Raw genomic sequence first — 17,101 nt, 5'->3', positions numbered from 1 at the left:
CTAGACGTCCAGATCGGCCACCGCGAACTGGGCGTTGTCCTGGATGAACTGGAACCGGGCCTCGGCCTTCTTGCCCATCAGCCGCTCGACCAGGTCCTCGATCTCGTCTTCCGAGGCGGGCACCGTGACCCGCGCGAGGGTGCGCTTCTTCGGGTCCATGGTGGTCTCTTTCAGCTGGGAGGCCATCATCTCGCCCAGGCCCTTGAACCGGCCGATCTCGACCTTCTTGCCCTTGAACACCGTGGCCAGAAGTTCATCGCGGTGGGCGTCGTCACGGGCGTATTCGGACAGGGGGCCGGCGCTGATCCGGTAGAGCGGGGGCAGGGCCATGAACAGCCGGCCCTGACGGATCGTCTCGGGCATCGACCGGTAGAAGAAGGTGATCAGCAGGGCCGCGATATGGGCCCCGTCCACGTCGGCGTCGGTCATGATGACGATCCGCTCATACCGCAGGTCGTCGATGTTGAACCGGCTGCCCGGCTGGACGCCGAGCGCCAGGGCCAGGTCGGACAGTTCGATATTGGCGCGCAGCTTGTCGGCCGTGGCCGAGGCGACGTTCAGGATCTTGCCGCGCAGGGGCAGGATGGCCTGGGTGGTGCGGTCACGCGCTTGTTTGGCCGAGCCGCCGGCCGAGTCGCCCTCGACGATGAACAGTTCGGTGCCGTTGGCCGACTGGCGCGAACAGTCCGACAGCTTGCCGGGCAGGCGCAGCTTGCGCGTCGCCTGGGCCCGCTGGACCTCCTTGTCCTTGCGCCGCTTCAGCCGGTCCTCGGCCCGTTCGATAACAAAGCCCAGTAACGTATTGGCTTGCTTGGGGCTTTCCGTCAGCCAGTGATCCAGCGGATCACGCATCAGCTGTTCCACCAGGCGCTGGGCGTCGGGCGAGGACAGACGGTCCTTGGTCTGGCCCTGGAACTCCGGATTGCGCACGAAGACGGAAATCAGGGCCCCGGCGTTGGCGATCACGTCCTCGGCGGTGATCAGGCCGGCGCGCTTCTCGTTGGTCAGTTCGCCATAGGCCTTGAGGCCCTTGACCAGGGCCGCGCGGAAGCCGGCCTCGTGGGTGCCGCCGTCGGGGGTGGACACGGTGTTGCAATAGGAGCTGACGAAGCCGTCCGCCTCGCCGAAGCCGATCGGGCTCCAGGTCACGGCCCATTCGACGGCCCCGGCCTCGCCCTTGCGTTCGACCCGGCCGGCGAAGGCGGGCGTCACGGTCTCGAGCTCGCCGATCCGCTCGGACAGGGCGTCGGCGAGGCCGTTGGGGAAGTGGAACACCGCTTCGGTCGGAGTCTGGTCAGTGATCCGCTCGGCGGCGCAGGTCCAGCGGATTTCGACGCCGCGGAACAGATAGGCCTTGGACCGGGCCATGCGGAACAGGCGAGCGGGCTTGAAGGCCGCGCCGACGCCGAAGATTTCCTCGTCCGGCTTGAACCGGATCAGGGTGCCCTTCTTCTTCGACGGCTGGACCTGGGCGATCGGGCCCAGCGGCAGGCCGCGGCTGAAGGACTGTTTCCACTCGAAGCCGTCGCGCCAGACGGTGACGTCAAGCCGCTCGCTCAGGGCGTTGACGACCGAGACGCCAACGCCGTGCAAACCGCCCGAAGTTTCATAGGCTTTGCCGGAAAACTTGCCGCCCGAGTGGAGGACGGTCATGACCACCTCCAGCGCCGACTTGCCCGGATGCTTCGGGTGCGGGTCGACGGGAATGCCGCGGCCGTCGTCCTTGACCGACAGCCAGCCCTCGGCGTCCAGGTCGACGGTGATCAGCTTCGCATGGCGGGCCACGGCCTCGTCCATGGCGTTGTCCAACACCTCGGCGAACAGGTGGTGCAGGGCTCGTTCGTCGGTGCCGCCGATATACATGCCCGGCCGTTTGCGGACGGGCTCCAGCCCCTCCAGCACCTCGATCGACGAGGCCGAATAGTTGCCGGCGACCGGCGGCGCGGTCGGGACGGGGGCAGGGCGCGCGGGTTCAGGGTCCGGCCTGGGCGCCGCGGCCTGCGGGGTCAGCGCGGGATCCGGCGTGGGCGCGGCAGGCGTCGGCGCCGGGCCTTCCGGCTCGGGCAGGTCATCGAACAGGGAAGGCGCGGCGTTGGGACCCATGCGGATACTGTGAAACGATTCGGGGAGCGGTCTGGTAGGCCCGGCGGCGCTTCTCCACAAGCGGCGCCGGCGCGGGCGCGGGCGACGGCAGGACCGCCCGGGTCAGGGCGGCGAGGAACAGCACCCACGGCAGGCCCTGGTGCGCCATCAGTATGCTCTCGGACAGGCTCAGCACGAAGAAGGCGGCCAGGAAGCCCAGCGCCCACCAGCCCTCCTGAGCGCCGGAGCCCGCCGCGCGCAGGATTGCGATCAGGGCCGTCACGGCCATCAGCCCGCCCACCAGAATCGCCCCGGGCCAGCCCAGCTGGACCAGCAGGTCGATCCAGCCGTTGTGCGCCGACGGCACCAGCCAGCCGGTCTCCTTGCGCACCCAGTCGGCCGGCACGGACTCGCCGATCCGGCCCCAGAAGGCGCCGTAGCCGTATCCGGTCCACGGCCGGTCCGCGACCTTGCGCATCAGGGCGTCCCAGATGTCGGTGCGGCCGGTCAGCGACGGGTCCTTGCCCAGCGCCTCGAGCAGTTCGACCGAATGGGTGTCCCACAGCCAGATTCCGGCCCCCGCCAGGACGACGGCGCTCCAGATCGCGATGACCGAGACCACGGGTCCGCCGCGCCGCATGGCCCAGAAGCCGCCGATCAGACCCAGGCCGACCAGCAGACAGAGGAGGGAGGTCTTGGACTGGGTTGCGAGCACCAGACCGCTGGACAGCGCCAGACTGATCGCGGGCAGCAGCCGGCGCGGATCGGGCGAGGCCAGACAGGCGGCGGCCGCCGTGGCGCCGATGACCATCACCGCGCCCATCTGGTTCTTCTCGTACCAGAGCCCGCGCCACAGGCCGGCGTTCTCGAACTGATGCACGCCGATGGCCGGGAAGGCGAACACCATCACCAGACTGCCGACCGCCATCACCAGCGATGTGTGCATCAGGAGCCGCGGCAGATGCGGTCCCCGGAACACCGCGCCGAGATAGAGGGCGAAGCCGCAGCTGATGGCCAGGGCGATGACCCGGCGCATGGTGGTGACGAAGTCGATCGACCAGTAGCGCGAGGCGAAGGCCAGGCCGACGAGGGCGGCGATGGCGATCATCGCCGGCCACGCCCGCCACAGCCGGTCGATCCGGAACAGCAGCAGGGCCGCGACGGCCGCATAGGCCGGCAGCCAGACCAGCCGCAGCACCGGCGTCTCTTCCTGCAGGGGCGCGAACACCGGCCCGATCAGGGCGCCCGTCAGCATGGCGATGATGACGCCGCAGATCACCTGCTCCCACAGACTGGGGGCCGGCTCGGTCAGGACGTCGTCTGGACGGGATTCGCGCACGGTCGCAGGGTCGGCGAACGGGCTTAACGAAGGGTTGGAGTCGGATGTGTGCGACGGCGGTGCTGTTCGGGCGGCGGTGAGGAAACGGTGGCGAGACGCGGAACCCGATTTCAACCCCTATACTGGTGTGAACGTTCTGGTTGCGGCACAGTGGCGACCGCACAGGGGGGGTACAGTGGTGTCGAAATTTCTGCCGGGCTTTGCCGTGGTTCTGGCGTTGACGTTCGGCCAGGCCTTGCCGGCCGTGGCGCAGACCAACGCGCCGACCGCCCAGTCAGCCGAGGTCGATGCCAAGGCCGCGCTGGTCCGGCGGTACTTTGCCGCCATCCAGTTCGACAAGCTGATGAACGGCATGATCGAAAGCATGCTTCAGAACATTCTCGCTGATCCCCGCATTCCAGCCGAAAAGCGCGAGGTGATCGAGGACGTCGCGCTCGAATCTTTTGCCGCCGTCATGCCGGGCTACATGGATCGCGTCGTGGCCGTATATGCGGAAGAATTCACCCATGAAGAACTCGTTGGCGTTGTGGAGTTCTACGAAAGTCCGATTGGGCGCTCACTGACGGCGAGGTCGGTCATTCTCACTCGGAGAACGGGCGAACTGATGGACTATTTCCAGCCTGCGTTTGAGGCGGACATGCAGCGACGTCTGTGCGACCGGGTGGGTTGCGAACCGGGCGCCGTCCCGACCTCCAAGCGTTAGGCCTTCTCCACAAACGTATCGATCACCTTCTTCTCGCCCGCCTTCTCGAAGTCGATCAGCAGTTTGTTGCCCTCGATCGCCTTGACCGCGCCGTAGCCGAACTTCTGGTGGAACACCCGCTGGCCCTTCGACCAGTCGCCGCCCGCCTTCGGATCCGCCGTCGCGACCAGCCGGCCGTCGCCCTCGATCAGCGTATGCCGCGCCGGCTTCCCCGCCGGCGCCCGTCCGGCCGTGAACGACTGCGCCCGCTTCCAGCCCGGCGAGGCGTAGCCGGCGCCGAAGGTCGGCATCTCGTCCCAGCGGCTCTTGGCCTCCTTCATACCGGGGGTGACGCCGTAGTAGCCGGTGTCGCTCTCGGCCTCGACGTGGTCGATCGGCAGTTCGTCGACGAACCGGCTGGGCAGTTGCGAGGTCCAGCGGCCGTACACCAGCCGGTTGGCGGCGAAGCTGATCCGCGCATCCGACTTGGCCCGGGTGACGCCGACATAGGCGAGGCGGCGTTCCTCCTCGAGGCCCTTTTCGCCCTTCTCGTCGATGCTGCGCTGGCTGGGGAAGACGCCTTCCTCCCAGCCCGGCAGGAAGACCAGCGGGAACTCCAGACCCTTGGCCCCGTGCAGGGTCATGATCTGCACCGCGTCGTCCGACCCGCCGCGGTCCAGGTCCATGACCAGCGAGACGTGCTCCAGATAGGCGGGCAGGGTCTCGAACTGCTGCATGGATTGCGTCAGCTCCTTGAGGTTATCCAGCCGCGTCTGACCGGTCGCCCGGTCGGCCTTCTGCATGTCGGTGTAGCCGCTTTCTTCGAGTACGGTTTCGGTCAGCTCCCAGTGGGTGGACGTCTGGGCAAAGGTCCGCCAGCGATCGATGTCGCGCACGAAATTGGACAGGGCCGTCCGCGTCCGCGCCTGCAGTTCTTCCGAGACGATCAGGTCGCGCACCGCGCTCATCGCCGAAACGCCGGAAAGCCGCGCGATCTGCAGCACCTTCTGCACCGAGGTGTCGCCGAGGCCGCGCTTGGGGACGTTGACGATCCGCTCGAAGGCCAGGTCGTCGTCTTCCGACAGGATCAGCCGCAGATAGGCGTGGGCGTCGCGGATCTCGGCGCGTTCGAAGAAGCGCGGCCCGCCGATGACCACATAGGGCACGGCCAGCAGGACGAACCGCTCCTCGAAGGCCCGCATCTGGAACGAGGCGCGCACCAGCACCGCCATGTCCTTGTAGGGCGTGCCCGCCCGCCGCGCCGTCTCGATCTCGTCGGCGACCAGCCGCGCCTCGGCCTCGCCGTCCCAGACGCCGCGCACCCGCACCTTGTCGCCGCTCGAATCCTCGGTCCACAGGGTCTTGCCCAGCCGGTCGCGGTTGGCCGCGATCAGGCCGGAGGCAGCGCCCAGAATATGCTGCGTTGACCGATAGTTGCGCTCCAGTCTTACGACCTTGCCGCCGGGAAAGTCGCGCTCGAACCGCAGGATGTTGTCGACCTCGGCGCCGCGCCAGCCATAGATCGACTGGTCGTCGTCGCCGACGCAGCAGACATTGCCGGTCGAGGACGTCAGCAGCCGCAGCCACAGGTACTGGGCGACGTTCGTATCCTGATACTCGTCGACCAGGATGTAGCGGAACCGCCGTCGGTATTCCTCTGCGATATCCGCATGTTTCGACAGGATGGTCAGGTTGTGAAGCAACAGATCGCCGAAATCGCAGGCGTTCAGGCTGACCAGCCGCGCCTGGTAGGCGGCGTAGAGCTCATGCCCCTTGCCGTTGGCGAAATCCTCGGACGGCGGCAGCTTCTCCGGCGTCCAGCCGCGGTTCTTCCAGTGGTCGATCAGGCCGTTCAGCGACTTGGGCGTCCAACGCTTGGTGTCGAGATTGGCGGCCTCCAGCACCTGTTTGCAGACCCGCTCCTGATCGTCCGTGTCGAGAATGGTGAAGCTCGATTTCAGCCCGACCAGCTCCGCGTGCCGCCGCAGGATCTGCGCCGCCACCGAGTGGAAGGTGCCCAGCCAGCGCAGCCCCTCGGCGGACGGACCGATCAGGTGGGTGATGCGCTCGCGCATCTCGCGTGCGGCCTTGTTGGTGAAGGTGACGACCAGCAGCTCCCACGGTCGCGCCCGGCCGGTGGCCAGGATGTGCGCCAGTCGCGTGGTCAGCACCCGCGTCTTGCCCGTGCCGGCCCCGGCCAGGACCAGCACCGGCCCGTCGACGGTCTCGACCGCCTCGCGCTGTTCGGGGTTCAACCCGGCCAGATAGTCGGCGGCGGGCGCGGCGACGCCGCCGGGGCCTCGCGAACGGGCCAGGTCGGAGATGCGGGGGGCGGGGGCGTCAGGCAGACTCATCGGCGGAACATAAGGGGCACGGACCCGGATGTCAGCGGCCGCGTGCGTCCGACCCTACGGAACCGGCAAGCGTCGCCGTCGTTCCGGCAGCATCGACAGCCTGGGGAAGGGACTATTCCATGACCGACAACAATACGAACAACACCGGCAACGGCGGCGGCAACGCCGGCCTGGCCTTCATCGTCGGCGGCATCGTCGTCGTCCTCGCCATCGTGGCGTATTTCGTCTTCGCCCGCGGCGGCATGGCCCCTGAGAGCAAGGATATCGACGTCGACATCAATGTTCCGGAAGTCTCGGCCCCGGCCGTACCCGGCGGCAACTGACCCATGACCGATCCGAACCTCCCCCCGCCCGAGCGGCCGGAAGTGGTCCATCACACCACCATCAACAATCCGCCCCCGAGCAAGGGCGGCGGCAGCTGGATCGCCCTGCTGCTGGGCGGGCTGGTCGTGGTGGTCATCATCATCGCCGTGGTCGTCTTCTCGAACGGCGGCGGCATCGAGGCGCCGGACGGCACGGATGTGTCGGTCGATATCGATCTGCCGCGCCCCGAACTGCCCGACGCGCCGCGCGTGCCGGAGGTGCCGGACCTGCCGGACGTGCCGTCGGTCGAACCGCCTATCGTGCCGCAGTCCGGTCCTGCGCCCACGAACTGAGGCGGGCGGGGCGGCTCAGCGCAGCTGGTAGCTGACCGTCGCGACGACGCGCACCCGCTTGTCCAGCGAGGTCGATTCGCTGTCGATGTCCTCGCGGGCCAAGATCTCGAACGACCCCTGGGTCGCCTGGCGGATCGGCCCGAGCGGCGCGCCGGAGTCCTTGGCGAACTGCTCGGCGCCGGACCGGGCCGAGGCGGTGGCCTCGGCGATCATCGCCGGCCGCACCTCGTTCAGCTTGGTGAAGACATAGGTCGGCGCCGCGAAGTCCAGCTGGACGCCTTCGCGCACCAGGTCGTTCAGCGCCCGCTCCGTCTGGGCCACGCGCTGCACGTCCGTGGTCCGCACGGTGACGCTCTGGGACAGGATGTAGCGCACCACATTGTCGGTCGAGCCGTACTCCCGCGCCCGGGTGTCGGTGACCTGCAGCCGGCCGATCGTGACCGCCTCGGCCGGATAGCCCTGCCGCGTCAGGAAGGCCCGCACCAGCGCCAGATCATTGTCGATCTTGGCCTGGGCCGTGGGCAGGTCGTCGTTGGCCGCCTTGAAGCTGAGGTTCAGGACCGCCAGGTCGGCGACCACATTGCGCTCGGCCAGACCGCGCACCGTGACCTGTCGGTTGCCGACCTGGGCATTGACCACGCCGGAGCCGATGAAGGCCCCCGCGCCGATCAGTCCGATGGCGATCAGCCCTCCGAACAGGGCGGCGGGCAGCAGGGTCTTGTCGATCTTGTCGAGCACGGCGGTTTTCCTTCTTGAGAGCCGACCATGCGCCAACCTTGGCGGGTGTCAATCAGTCGAATCCTGTTCGATGAAGGATCGGTCGCCGCCCGCCCATGACAGGGCCAGAAGCCGGCAGGCCGAAGCCAGCGGCGTGCGCCCCCTACGCTGGTCGATCCGCTTCATCAGCCCGGCCTGCGACAGGCCGCCGGCCGCCGCGACGGCGTCCAGCACGGCCCAGAATTCGGCCTCCAGCGCCACCGAGGTGGCGTGGCCGGACAGGGACACCGACCGCTTCTTCAGCATGCTCTCCGTCCGTCCAGCGCCCGATCCTCGACCCGGATCCGCCAGCCGACCAGTAGCGCATTGGCCAGACTCCAGACCAGAGCGATCCAGACCTGTCCGAAGGCCAGCGGCAGGACGGCGATCTCCAGCGACGCCACCACATAGTTCGGATGGCGCACGAACCGGTACGGGCCGCGCCGGACCAGGGGTGCGGCGGGCAGGGTGATGATGCGCGTGGTCCAGAACCGACCGAGCGTGGCGATGACCCACAGCCGCCCGAACTGAAGCAGGCCGTACAGGGCCAGCCACCAGAGGTTGGGCGCCATGGTCCACGGCGTGATGATGGCGATGGCCGCCAGCCAGCTGGCGTGCAGCAGGACGAACAGCGGATAGTGGGCCGCCCCGACCTCGACGCCGCCTTCGGCCAGCAACCTCCTCGTATTGCGGTCGGCCAGCCATAGTTCCCACAGCCGCTGGGCCGCCACGGCGACCAGAACGACCCACAGCCACATCACGCATGCACCAGCATCAGCGCCGCCGTGAAGCCGGGGCCGAGCGTCGTCAGCAACAGCGGCCCCTTGCCTCCGTCGTCCAGCACGGCCTTGAGCACGAACAGGACCGTCGCTGCGCTCATATTGCCGTGGTCGCGCAGCACCGCGCGGGTGTGGGTGAGGGCCCCGTCATCCAGTCCGAAACAGGACTCCAGCGCGTCGATCACCTTGGCCCCGCCGGGATGGCAGACGAAGCCGCCCACACCCGCCGCCGTTATGGCGTTGTCGGCGAGGAACCGCGTCGCCACGGGTTTGAAATCGTCGCGGACAAGAGTCGGGATGTCGCGGCTGAACACCACCTTCAGCCCGTCGTCGGCCACGTCCCAGCCCATGACGTCGAGGCTGTCGGGCCAGGTGTGCTCGCGGCTGGCCCCCAGCGCGGGACCGGTCGCATCGTCGCGGCACGAAATCACCGCCGCCGCCGCGCCGTCGCCGAACAGGGCGGTGGCGACCAGATTGCTCTTGGACCGGTCCTGGGCCCGGAAGGTGAGGGCGCACAGCTCGACGACCAGCAACAGCACCCGCTCGTCCGGATGGGCCCTCGCCATGTCGGCGGCGCGCGCCAGTCCCACCACCCCGCCGGCGCAGCCCAGGCCGAAGATCGGGGCCCGTCGGACATCCGGCCGGAACGGCATGACCTGCATCAGCCGCGCATCCAGCGCCGGGGTGGCGATGCCGGTCGTGCAGACCACGACGATGGCGTCGATGTCTTCCGCAGCCAGACCGGCCTGATCCAGCGCCTTGCCGGCCGCCTCGGCCAGCAGGGGCACGGCGTTGTCGAGGAACAGGTCGTTACGCTCGGAGAAGCTGTGCGGCTTCAGGTACCACTCGATCGGCACGCACGAATGCCGCGTCTCGATCAGGGCGTTGCGATAGATCGGCGCCAGCCGCTCAAAGCCGCCGTGGGTGGTGGCGAACATCTCCGCGCCATTGGCCGCGACATCCTCCTGGCGCAACACATGCGACGGCCAGGCCAGGGCGAGCGACTGCAGCCGCGGGACCGGCGCCGGGGAAACTACGGAGAGCATCAGGGCGCGGCTTTCAATGGAATATTATCGCTGTTAACCCAAGCTGGGCGCGGCCGTTCCCGACGGACGGATCATTCGCTACACTGCGCCATCCTCCCGGACGCCGCCATGACCCTGATTTCCGCCGACATCGATGACTTCCGCAAGATCCGCTCCGAGCGCCTGCGCCCGCTGACGGCGCTGAAGGCCTTCCGTCGCCTGATCCACGACAAGGAGGACACCGTCCAGGTGTTCCGCATCATGCAGGCGCTCAGCGGCCGCTCGGTCTCGCGCGGCTATCAGCGGATGCTGTCGACCATGGAGGGCGGGCGCCAGGCCTTCCTGCGCGAGGAGCTCGCCCACAAGCTGGACGACCCGGTCTGGCTGGCCCGGTTCCAGCCCGGAACGGTCGGCGCGACCTACCGGGCTTTCCGCGAGGCGCGGGGCTTCACCGCCGACGGACTGGCCGAGGTCGAGCGCGAGGTCGTGCCCTTCATCGACGCGCCGCACCCGGTCGTCTGGTATTCGCGCCGTCTGCGCGACATCCACGACATCTGGCACGTCCTGACCGGCTACGGCACTGATGCCCTGGGCGAGGCCTGCGTCGTCTCCTTCTCCTACGGCCAGACCCGCAATCTCGGCTTCGCCTTTATCGGCTGGGGCGCCGCCCGCGAGATCCAGCGCGAGGTCCGCTCGATCCCCGCCCGTCGCGCCGTCTGGCAGGCGTACCGCAACGGCCGGGCCGCCCGCTGGCTGCCCGGTCTCGACTACGAGGCCCTGTTCGAACAGCCGCTGGAGACGGTCCGCGCGCGCCTCAACATCCGCCCGGCGACCGTCTATCAGGCCGTGCCCCTCGAGGTCCGGTCCGGGCTCAAACTGCGCGGCTGACCGCGGCTTCCGGACGCCATAAGTCCGCCTTGTGACAACCGGCGCATAACTCGCCTTGCCCCCGTCGCCGGCATCCGCCACTTGGCGTCTGTGACCTCCCCCGATGAAACCCTCCCCGTCGTCCGTCCGCCCCTGTCGCGGACCACCCTGCTGGGCATCGGCGGGGTGATCATCTGCGCCACGATCTGGGGCACGACCTGGTACGCCATCACCCTGCAGCTCGGGACCGTGGCGACGATCGCGTCGATCGTCTGGCGGTTCGGCCTGGCGGCGGCGATCCTGTTCCTCGGCTGCCTGATCTTCCGCCAGAACCTGCGCCTGACCCGCGCCCAGCATCTGGCGGCGCTGGGGCAGGGGGCCTTCGCCTTTTCGATCAGCTACAGCTTCACCTACGCCTCGGAAGGCCTTGTCGCCTCGGCCATCGTCGCGGTCACCTTCGCCTCCCTGACCTTCATCAACCTGGTGATGTTCCGCGTCATCGTGGGTCAGAAGGCGGCCGCCGCCTCCTGGGGCGGGGCCATTCTCGGCCTGGTGGGCGTGGCCGTGCTCTCGGGCGGAGAGGTGCTCAAGGCCGGCTTCGACGGCCGCGCGGCCCTCGGCGTCGGGCTCGCCCTGATCGCCACCACCGCCTCGGCCTTCGGCAATTTCTTCGCCTGGAAGGGCCAGAACCACGGCTCGGCGGCCATTCCGTCGACCGCCTGGGCCATGGCCTATGGCACCGGCCTGCTCGTCCTATACGGCCTGGCGACGGGCGTGGAGTTCCGCATCGATCCGACCTTCACCTATGTGGGCTCGCTGCTCTATCTCTCGGTGTTCGGGTCGGTGATCGCCTTCGGGCTGTATTTCACCATCGCCCGCACCATCGGCTACGCCATGGCCAGCTACATCTCGGCCCTGACGCCTCCCATCGCCATGCTGGTCTCGGTGCTCTTCGAGGACGCCCGCTTCGGCTGGACCGCCCTGGCCGGCCTGGTGCTGGTCCTGTCGGGTCAGGCCCTGCTGATCCGGGCGCCGAAGGCCGCCAAGGCCTAGCCGAACCAGCCCCGCTTCTTCTTCGGCTTCTTCGCGGGCTCGGTCCCGGCCTTCTTCGCCGCCTCTTCCTCACGGCGCTTGCGCTCGGCCGTGACCCGCATGGCGACGAGCACGGGGATGAGACCGTGTCTGATCCGCGGGTCCTGACGGGGGTCGGCCATGGCTCAGTCCTCCAGCTTCGATCCATCCAGAAGCCGGGCGGCCCGCGCGCGTTCCGCCTCGACGCGGTCGCGCTCGGCCTTTGACCGTCCGTGCGCCGCCCGGTTGGCCGAGGCCGTCGCCCGGGCCTCGGTCTTCGCCCGATCCTTGCGCACCCGGTTCAGGTTGACGATCTCGCCCATTCCGACCTCCGCCGTATGCAACCTGACGCAGCGCCAGGCGGTTTCCCCGTCCGTCCCCCACCGACAGGAGCCCCCATGGTAGACCCGAGTCAAATCCGCGAACACCTCGAAGTCGTCGGCTCGGACGGCGAGCATGTCGGCCGCGTCGACCATGTGATCGGCGACCAGATCGAACTGGCCAAACTCGACCTCGCCGCCGGCTTCAAACACCATATGATCCCGATCAGCTGGGTCGATCACGTCGACGAGCACGTCCACCTCAATGTCACGAAGGACGACGCCCGGGCGCGCTGGACCGAAAAGCCGCAATAGGCCCGGTCCGGCTTACCGCGAATTCACGAAGGCCCCGCTGATATCGGCGGGGTCTTCGCCTATCTAAGGGGCGTCGTCCGCCTGGGACGCGTGGAGACGACCGCCTTGATCCGCCTGATCCTGAACATCGTGTGGTTCATCTTCGGAGGCTGGCTGTCCGGCCTGCTCTGGCTGTTCGGCGGCGCGGTCCTCGCCCTGACCATCGTCGGCCTGCCGTGGACGTTCGCCGCCTGGCGGATCGCCAGCTACTCCTTCTGGCCGTTCGGGCGCGAGGTGGTCTGGCGCGATGAACTGGGCGCGCACGACATAGGCACAGGGCCGCTGGGCGCGGTGCTGAACATCATCTGGTTCCTCTTCGCCGGCTGGTACATCGCCCTGTCGCATCTGCTGATCGCCGTGGCGGAGTTCATCTCCATCATCGGCATCCCGTTCGCGCTGAAGGATCTGGAGCTGGCCAAACTGGCGCTGGCGCCGATCGGCCGGACGATCCGCGACAAGCCCTGATCAGTCGTCGGCGAGCAGGCCCTTCCAGGTCAGACCGCCGGGAAGATCAAAGTCGGCATAGTCCACCTGAAGGACGCGTCGGCGACTGGCCCGTCGCGTGCGGTCCGACGCATGCAGGATCGGCGTGCGGCAGGCCCAGATGTCTCCTGCGTCTGCGAGGCAGACTGTTTGAGAGGCGGCCGAAGCCACCGCTTCCGCGTCAGCCGCCGGCACCCGGCCTCGCACATGCGTTCCGAGGGCGATCCTGAGAGGGGCGTTCAGCTCGTCAACGCGATCCAGATGCACGCGAACGGTGATCATTCGGGCCAGCACGTCGAACGGCGGCGCGACGTGCAGGATGCCGTCCTTATCCGACCAAGGGCCGAACCCGTCGACTTCGGCTCGCTCACGTACCGCGATCGTCCGGTCCTGATGCCAGGCGACGACCCAGTTGGCCTCCGGCGTCTTGTCGAACATCACAGCTCGCACCGGTCGGGTCGCCGGTGATGTCAGGCTGGCCGCTATGGCGCCGACAGTCCCGTCCGGAGCGAGCAGAACGGTCAATCGCGGCTCGTCCGCCAGTCGCACGCCGGGACGCGACCCGATGCGGGCGTCGGCCAGCGCCCGGAGCGCCTCGATGTCTGCCACGCTCAGCTGCCGCTTGAATCGCAGCGCCCCGTCCCGCTCGAAGGCAGCCTGATCCATCACCCCGGCGAGATCATCTTCTCGGGTCGCACCGCCTCGTCGAACTCGGCGTCGGTCAGATAGCCGCCGCCGACGGCTTCCTCGCGCAGGGTGGTGCCGTTTTTATGCGCGGTCTTGGCGATCTTGGCGCAGGCGTCATAGCCCAGCTTGCCGTTCAGCGCCGTCACCAGCATCAGCGAGTTGTCGAGGCCGCGCTTGATGTTGTCCTCGCGCGGCTCGATCCCGACCACGCAGTTGTCGGTGAACGACACGGCCGCATCGGCCATCAGCCGCACCGACTGCAGGAAGTTGTAGGCCATCACCGGGTTGAAGACGTTCAGCTCGAAATGCCCCTGCGAGCCGGCGAAGGTCACTGCCGCGTGGTTGCCGAACACCTGCACGCACACCTGCGTCAGCGCCTCCGACTGCGTCGGATTGACCTTGCCCGGCATGATCGAGCTGCCCGGCTCATTCTCCGGCAGTGCCAGCTCGCCCAGACCCGAGCGCGGGCCCGAACCGAGGAAGCGAATGTCGTTGGCGATCTTGAACAGGCTGGCGGCGACGGTGTTGATGGCCCCGTGGCTGAAGACCATGGCGTCATGCGCCGCCAGGGCCTCGAACTTGTTCGGCGCCGTGGTGAAGGGCAGGCCGGTGATCGCCGCGATCCGCTCGGCCACCTGTTCGGCGAACCCGACCGGGGCGTTCAGCCCGGTGCCGACGGCGGTGCCGCCCTGGGCCAGTTCCATCAGCTTCGGCAGGGTCAGCTCGATCCGCTCGATGCCGTTGGCGACCTGTTGCGCATAGCCGCCGAACTCCTGGCCCAGCGTCAGCGGCGTGGCGTCCTGCGTATGGGTCCTGCCGATCTTGATGATGTGGTCCCAGGCCTTCGCCTTGGCGGCCAGCGCCGCGTGCAGATGCTTCAGCGCCGGGATCAGGTCGTTGACCACCTGTTCGGCGCAGGCGACGTGCATGGCCGTGGGGAAGGTGTCGTTCGACGACTGGCTCATATTGACGTGGTCGTTGGGGTGGACCGGCTTCTTGGAGCCCATCTCGCCGCCCAGCATCTCGATCGCCCGGTTCGAGATCACCTCATTGGCGTTCATGTTCGACTGGGTGCCCGAGCCGGTCTGCCAGACCACCAGCGGGAAATGGTCGTTGAGCTTGCCGTCGATGACCTCATTGGCCGCCGCGACGATGGTCTCGCCCAGTTTCGGGTCCAGCTTGCCCAGCGCCATGTTCGTCTCGGCCGCCGCGCGCTTGACGATGCCCAGGGCCCGGACGATCGGCAGGGGCTGTTTCTCCCAGCCGATCCTGAAATTGCCCAACGACCGCTGCGCCTGCGCCCCCCAGTACCGGTCCGAGGCGACCTCGATGGGGCCGAAGGTGTCGGTTTCGGTGCGGTTCGTCATGGCGGGCGCGGCTCTTCAGGCGTGGCGGGAGGATGCGCGGCGGTGTAGCACGGGCAGGCGAGGGGACAAGCGGAGGAGGCTGCGATGCGGACGATGGTGATGGCGGCGGTCTCGGCCGCGCTTCTGGCGCTGCCGGCCTGTGCGACCACGGCGAGCGGCGCCGACAAGCCGCGCGTGGTGCTGGAAACCGGCGGCGGCCGCATGGTCGTCGAACTGGAGCTCGAGCGCGCGCCGCTCAGCGTCTGCAACTTCCTCGCCTATGTCACCGACGGCGACTACGCGGGGGGCTCCTTCTTCCGCACCGTGGTCAGCGCGACCAACGACAACCCCAATCCCATCGACGTCATCCAGGCGGCGACGCCGCGCGGATCCGACGACGACTCGCGCCCGTCAATTTCGCTGGAGCGCACCCGCGACACGGGCCTGAGCCACACGGCCGGCGTCATCTCCATGGCCCGCGACGGCCCCGACACCGCCACCTCCAGCTTCTTCATCGTCACGCAGGACACGCCCAGCCTCGACTTCGGCGGCGGCCGCAATCCCGACGGCCAGGGCTTCGCGGCCTTCGGCCGTCTGGTCGAGGGGCTCGACGTCGCCCGCCGCATCCAGATGTCGCCCGCCGACGCCGGCGAGCAGCTGACCCCGCCGGTCGCCATCCGTTCCGCGAGCCTGATCGGCGAGGTCCCGCCCGCGTGCCGCCCTTGACGGCCGGCTGGATCGGAACCGGCAAGGTCCGGGCGCGCGAGACCGGCGACGCGGTCGAGATCACCATCGACGGCCTGACCACCCAGGCCAAATACTACAAGCCGCTAGTCTATGAGTTCATGCGCAAGGAGTGGAGCTCGCGCCCGTCATGGGGCGACTACACGGTCGAGATCCTCATGGAGCACGTCGGCGATCCGCCGTGGATGGACCTCGACAACCTGGCTAAGGCCCTGCTCGACGCCATCAAGGGCTATCTGTTCCACGACGACGCCCAGGTCGCCCGGCTGCTGGTCGAACGGCGCGCCGGCGAGCGCGAACGGATCACCCTGCGGGTGTTCCCGCGCGCCTGACTATCTCAGCCGCCCGTACCGCAACACGCCGACCACACCGCCGCCCCCGTCGCTCGGATGGTTGACGCCGTCGTTGACCAGAACCTCGGCGAAGTCGAACGGGCTGACCCCTTCCAGACACGCCGCATTGACCCCGTACTCGTTCGGGTTCGAGCGCCGCTGGTGGTGGGTGTAGACGCCGCAGTTCGAGCAGAAGAAATGCCGCGCCACGCCGGTGTTGAACCGGTACTCCGCCAGGGCCTGCGCGCCCTCCAGCACCTCGACCCCGGCCAGCCCCGCCGTCACGGCCACCGCGCCGCGCATGCGACAGAGGGAGCAATCACAGCGCCGGGCGCTGGCGAGCCCGTCGCTCAGCCGCACCCGCAAGCGCACGGCCCCGCAATGACAGGCCGCCGGCGACCAGCCGTTGTCGTCCACGGTCAGGGTCATGTCGGCGGTCGGCTGAACCGCAGCGTCGGCAGCCTCAGCTGCATATCCGCGCCGACGAACAGCTGCGGCTCCGACGGCAGCGGCACGCCGTGTTCCGCCTCCTTGCGCGCCACACAGGCCCGCGCCCCGGCCGCCAGGGCCAGGAAGTCGGTCGCGGCGGGCAGGGCCTCGAGGACGCAGCCGTCGAACCACGGATAGGTCTCGTCCGCGCTGCAGCCGAACGAGACGCGCTCGCGGCTCGCGGCGGTCAGCACCATCCGGTTCGGCGCGGTGAGCGCATTGACGAAAATTCCCGAATAACAGGCCGAGACGATCACCACCGTGGGCCGCGCGCCGCACGCCGCCCGCACGGTATTGGCCATCATGTCGGGCGTCATCTGCGCCGTCGGGCCGAAGACCATGGCGGTCGGCGCGCCGTGCGAGGTGAAATACAGCAGGCACCCGGCCGTGCCGCGCGTCGCCGCGGCGTTCAGCTCCGCCAGGGCCTCGGTGGCCGTGGTCGGCCGGGGCGCGTCGGGCCTCAAACTGAAGTCGACCATGGTCTCGCGCGGAAAGCCCGCGGCGAGGAAGCCGGTCACCAGATCGCGTCGCGCATTGTCAAAGGCCTGGATCGGCCGTTGGGCCCCGTCGCGCCAGTCCGCCGCCACGATCGCCGTGGTCCAGTTCGCGAACCGGCTGGCCGGCGCGGCCGTCTGGGCGCGGGCCGGGCCGGCAAGGCCCAGCAGCATCAGAACAATGATCAGCCCTCGGCCCATTCACGCCCCCGGAAGTCCAGCCGGGGGCGAGACTATCGAA

Annotated in this window: 22 protein-coding genes; 9 read left to right on the top strand and 13 right to left on the bottom strand. The window is 68.6% G+C overall.

Annotated elements, in window-relative coordinates; translation table 11 throughout:
- Complete coding sequence (gene parE, locus B2742_RS06680; protein ID WP_292064311.1) at nt 1-2,103, bottom strand: DNA topoisomerase IV subunit B; 2,103 nt, start codon at nt 2,101-2,103, stop codon at nt 1-3.
- Nucleotides 2,069-3,421 (bottom strand): O-antigen ligase family protein, encoded by a 1,353-nt coding sequence (locus B2742_RS06675; RefSeq protein ID WP_292064308.1) that lies wholly within the window; start codon nt 3,419-3,421, stop codon nt 2,069-2,071. The genes parE and B2742_RS06675 overlap by 35 nt, the downstream gene beginning before the upstream one ends.
- Before the next feature lie 178 nt (nt 3,422-3,599).
- Between B2742_RS06675 and B2742_RS06670 the strand changes: the two genes are divergently transcribed.
- Complete coding sequence (locus B2742_RS06670) at nt 3,600-4,124, top strand: DUF2059 domain-containing protein (RefSeq protein ID WP_292064305.1); 525 nt, start codon at nt 3,600-3,602, stop codon at nt 4,122-4,124.
- Here B2742_RS06670 and B2742_RS06665 read toward each other — a convergent pair.
- Nucleotides 4,121-6,457 (bottom strand): ATP-dependent helicase, encoded by a 2,337-nt coding sequence (locus B2742_RS06665; RefSeq protein ID WP_292064304.1) that lies wholly within the window; start codon nt 6,455-6,457, stop codon nt 4,121-4,123. The two genes, B2742_RS06670 and B2742_RS06665, sit on opposite strands and share 4 nt — an antisense overlap.
- 119 nt (nt 6,458-6,576) lie before the next feature.
- Here B2742_RS06665 and B2742_RS06660 point away from each other — a divergent pair, with 119 nt between their 5' ends.
- Complete coding sequence (locus tag B2742_RS06660) at nt 6,577-6,780, top strand: hypothetical protein (protein WP_292064303.1); 204 nt, start codon at nt 6,577-6,579, stop codon at nt 6,778-6,780.
- 3 nt (nt 6,781-6,783) lie between these two features.
- The gene (locus tag B2742_RS06655; RefSeq protein ID WP_292064301.1) at nt 6,784-7,113 is read left to right on the top strand and encodes a hypothetical protein; all 330 of its coding nucleotides are present in this window, start codon (nt 6,784-6,786) and stop codon (nt 7,111-7,113) included.
- 15 nt (nt 7,114-7,128) lie between these two features.
- On the opposite strand, the gene B2742_RS06650 is transcribed toward B2742_RS06655, so the two are convergent.
- From B2742_RS06650 to B2742_RS06635, 4 genes are read right to left on the bottom strand one after another with little or no spacing between them, the layout of a single operon-like run.
- Nucleotides 7,129-7,851, bottom strand: coding sequence for an SIMPL domain-containing protein (locus B2742_RS06650; RefSeq protein WP_292064298.1), 723 nt, complete (start codon nt 7,849-7,851; stop codon nt 7,129-7,131).
- Between the two features lie 48 nt (nt 7,852-7,899).
- Nucleotides 7,900-8,136, bottom strand: coding sequence for a ribbon-helix-helix domain-containing protein (locus B2742_RS06645; RefSeq protein WP_292064295.1), 237 nt, complete (start codon nt 8,134-8,136; stop codon nt 7,900-7,902).
- Entirely contained in the window at nt 8,130-8,627 is a 498-nt protein-coding gene (locus tag B2742_RS06640; protein WP_292064293.1) for an isoprenylcysteine carboxyl methyltransferase family protein, read from the bottom strand. Before B2742_RS06640 ends, B2742_RS06645 begins: the two co-directional genes overlap by 7 nt.
- A complete protein-coding gene (locus B2742_RS06635) occupies nt 8,627-9,694 on the bottom strand; it encodes a type III polyketide synthase (protein ID WP_292064291.1) in 1,068 nt (355 codons plus the stop codon). The genes B2742_RS06640 and B2742_RS06635 overlap by 1 nt, the downstream gene beginning before the upstream one ends.
- Before the next feature lie 108 nt (nt 9,695-9,802).
- Between B2742_RS06635 and B2742_RS06630 the strand changes: the two genes are divergently transcribed.
- Together B2742_RS06630 and B2742_RS06625 are read left to right on the top strand one after the other, a co-directional pair.
- The gene (locus B2742_RS06630) at nt 9,803-10,561 is read left to right on the top strand and encodes a Coq4 family protein (RefSeq protein WP_292064289.1); all 759 of its coding nucleotides are present in this window, start codon (nt 9,803-9,805) and stop codon (nt 10,559-10,561) included.
- A 90-nt stretch (nt 10,562-10,651) separates the two neighbouring features.
- On the top strand, nt 10,652-11,593 hold the full coding sequence (locus B2742_RS06625; protein WP_292064288.1) for a DMT family transporter: 942 nt from the start codon (nt 10,652-10,654) through the stop codon (nt 11,591-11,593).
- Here the strand turns inward: B2742_RS06625 and B2742_RS06620 are convergent.
- Nucleotides 11,590-11,754 (bottom strand): hypothetical protein, encoded by a 165-nt coding sequence (locus B2742_RS06620; RefSeq protein WP_292064285.1) that lies wholly within the window; start codon nt 11,752-11,754, stop codon nt 11,590-11,592. The genes B2742_RS06625 and B2742_RS06620 overlap by 4 nt on opposite strands.
- Nucleotides 11,755-11,757: 3 nt before the next feature.
- Complete coding sequence (locus B2742_RS06615; RefSeq protein ID WP_292064283.1) at nt 11,758-11,934, bottom strand: DUF4169 family protein; 177 nt, start codon at nt 11,932-11,934, stop codon at nt 11,758-11,760.
- Between the two features lie 75 nt (nt 11,935-12,009).
- On the opposite strand from B2742_RS06615, the gene B2742_RS06610 reads away from it, so the two are divergent.
- Nucleotides 12,010-12,246, top strand: a complete 237-nt coding sequence (locus B2742_RS06610) for a DUF2171 domain-containing protein (RefSeq protein WP_292064281.1) — start codon at nt 12,010-12,012, stop codon at nt 12,244-12,246.
- A gap of 105 nt (nt 12,247-12,351) precedes the next feature.
- A complete protein-coding gene (locus B2742_RS06605) occupies nt 12,352-12,750 on the top strand; it encodes a YccF domain-containing protein (protein WP_292064279.1) in 399 nt (132 codons plus the stop codon).
- Here B2742_RS06605 and B2742_RS06600 read toward each other — a convergent pair whose 3' ends face one another.
- Nucleotides 12,751-13,434, bottom strand: a complete 684-nt coding sequence (locus tag B2742_RS06600) for a phytanoyl-CoA dioxygenase family protein (RefSeq protein WP_349681115.1) — start codon at nt 13,432-13,434, stop codon at nt 12,751-12,753.
- Nucleotides 13,434-14,822 carry a class II fumarate hydratase gene (gene fumC, locus B2742_RS06595; protein WP_292064276.1) on the bottom strand — a complete coding sequence of 463 codons (1,389 nt, stop codon included), beginning with the start codon at nt 14,820-14,822 and terminating at the stop codon, nt 13,434-13,436. The genes B2742_RS06600 and fumC overlap by 1 nt, the downstream gene beginning before the upstream one ends.
- Before the next feature lie 84 nt (nt 14,823-14,906).
- On the opposite strand from fumC, the gene B2742_RS06590 reads away from it, so the two are divergent.
- Nucleotides 14,907-15,527, top strand: coding sequence for a peptidylprolyl isomerase (locus B2742_RS06590; protein ID WP_292064273.1), 621 nt, complete (start codon nt 14,907-14,909; stop codon nt 15,525-15,527).
- Complete coding sequence (locus B2742_RS06585) at nt 15,524-15,877, top strand: RusA family crossover junction endodeoxyribonuclease (protein ID WP_292064706.1); 354 nt, start codon at nt 15,524-15,526, stop codon at nt 15,875-15,877. Before B2742_RS06590 ends, B2742_RS06585 begins: the two co-directional genes overlap by 4 nt.
- Here the strand turns inward: B2742_RS06585 and B2742_RS06580 are convergent, their stop codons facing one another.
- Both B2742_RS06580 and B2742_RS06575 read right to left on the bottom strand, forming a co-directional pair.
- Complete coding sequence (locus B2742_RS06580) at nt 15,878-16,306, bottom strand: GFA family protein (protein WP_292064271.1); 429 nt, start codon at nt 16,304-16,306, stop codon at nt 15,878-15,880.
- Nucleotides 16,303-17,061, bottom strand: a complete 759-nt coding sequence (locus B2742_RS06575; protein ID WP_292064269.1) for a C13 family peptidase — start codon at nt 17,059-17,061, stop codon at nt 16,303-16,305. The genes B2742_RS06580 and B2742_RS06575 overlap by 4 nt, the downstream gene beginning before the upstream one ends.
- Between the last annotated feature and the right edge of the window lie 40 nt (nt 17,062-17,101).

It is taken from the genome of Brevundimonas sp. UBA7664, assembly GCF_002483305.1.
Lineage (GTDB): Bacteria > Pseudomonadota > Alphaproteobacteria > Caulobacterales > Caulobacteraceae > Brevundimonas.
Note: the sequence above shows the minus strand (reverse complement) of the source record. Positions and strands in the feature narration are given on the sequence as shown.